The following is a 740-nucleotide window of genomic DNA, read 5'->3' on the forward strand; positions in this document are numbered from 1 at the left end:
GTCGTGTTCCTCAACAAGGTTGACCAGGTTGACGACGCAGAACTCCTGGAACTGGTAGAACTGGAAGTTCGCGAACTTCTGTCGTCCTACGACTTCCCAGGCGACGATGTTCCTGTCGTCAAGGGTTCGGCTCTTGCTGCTCTTGAAGATTCTGACAAGACGATTGGTGAAGACGCGATCCGCGAGCTGATGGCTCAGGTCGACGCCTACATCCCAACACCAGAGCGTCCAATCGACCAGCCGTTCCTGATGCCAATCGAAGACGTGTTCTCGATCTCTGGCCGTGGTACGGTTGTGACGGGTCGCGTTGAGCGCGGTATCGTCAAGGTTGGTGAAGAAGTTGAAATCGTCGGCATCAAGCCAACATCCAAGACGACTGTTACCGGCGTTGAAATGTTCCGCAAGCTGCTCGATCAGGGCCAGGCTGGCGACAACATCGGTGCACTGGTTCGCGGCGTTACCCGTGACGGCGTTGAGCGTGGTCAGATTCTCTGCAAGCCAGGTTCTGTCAAGCCGCACAAGAAGTTCATGGCTGAAGCCTACATCCTGACGAAGGAAGAAGGCGGCCGTCATACGCCGTTCTTCACGAACTACCGTCCACAGTTCTACTTCCGTACGACGGACGTGACCGGTATCGTTTCGCTTCCAGAAGGCACGGAAATGGTTATGCCAGGCGACAACGTTACCGTTGCTGTTGAGCTGATCGTTCCAATCGCGATGGAAGAAAAGCTGCGCTTCGC

The 740-nt window shown here is 55.4% G+C and carries 1 protein-coding gene; it reads left to right on the forward strand.

Annotated elements, in window-relative coordinates:
• Nucleotides 1–740: EF-Tu C-terminal domain-related protein (locus tag ABUK73_RS23335; protein WP_353579314.1), on the forward strand; the 740-nt coding region annotated here is incomplete at both ends.

It is taken from the genome of Agrobacterium vacciniicorymbosi, from assembly GCF_040427045.1.
Taxonomy (GTDB): Bacteria; Pseudomonadota; Alphaproteobacteria; order Rhizobiales; family Rhizobiaceae; genus Agrobacterium.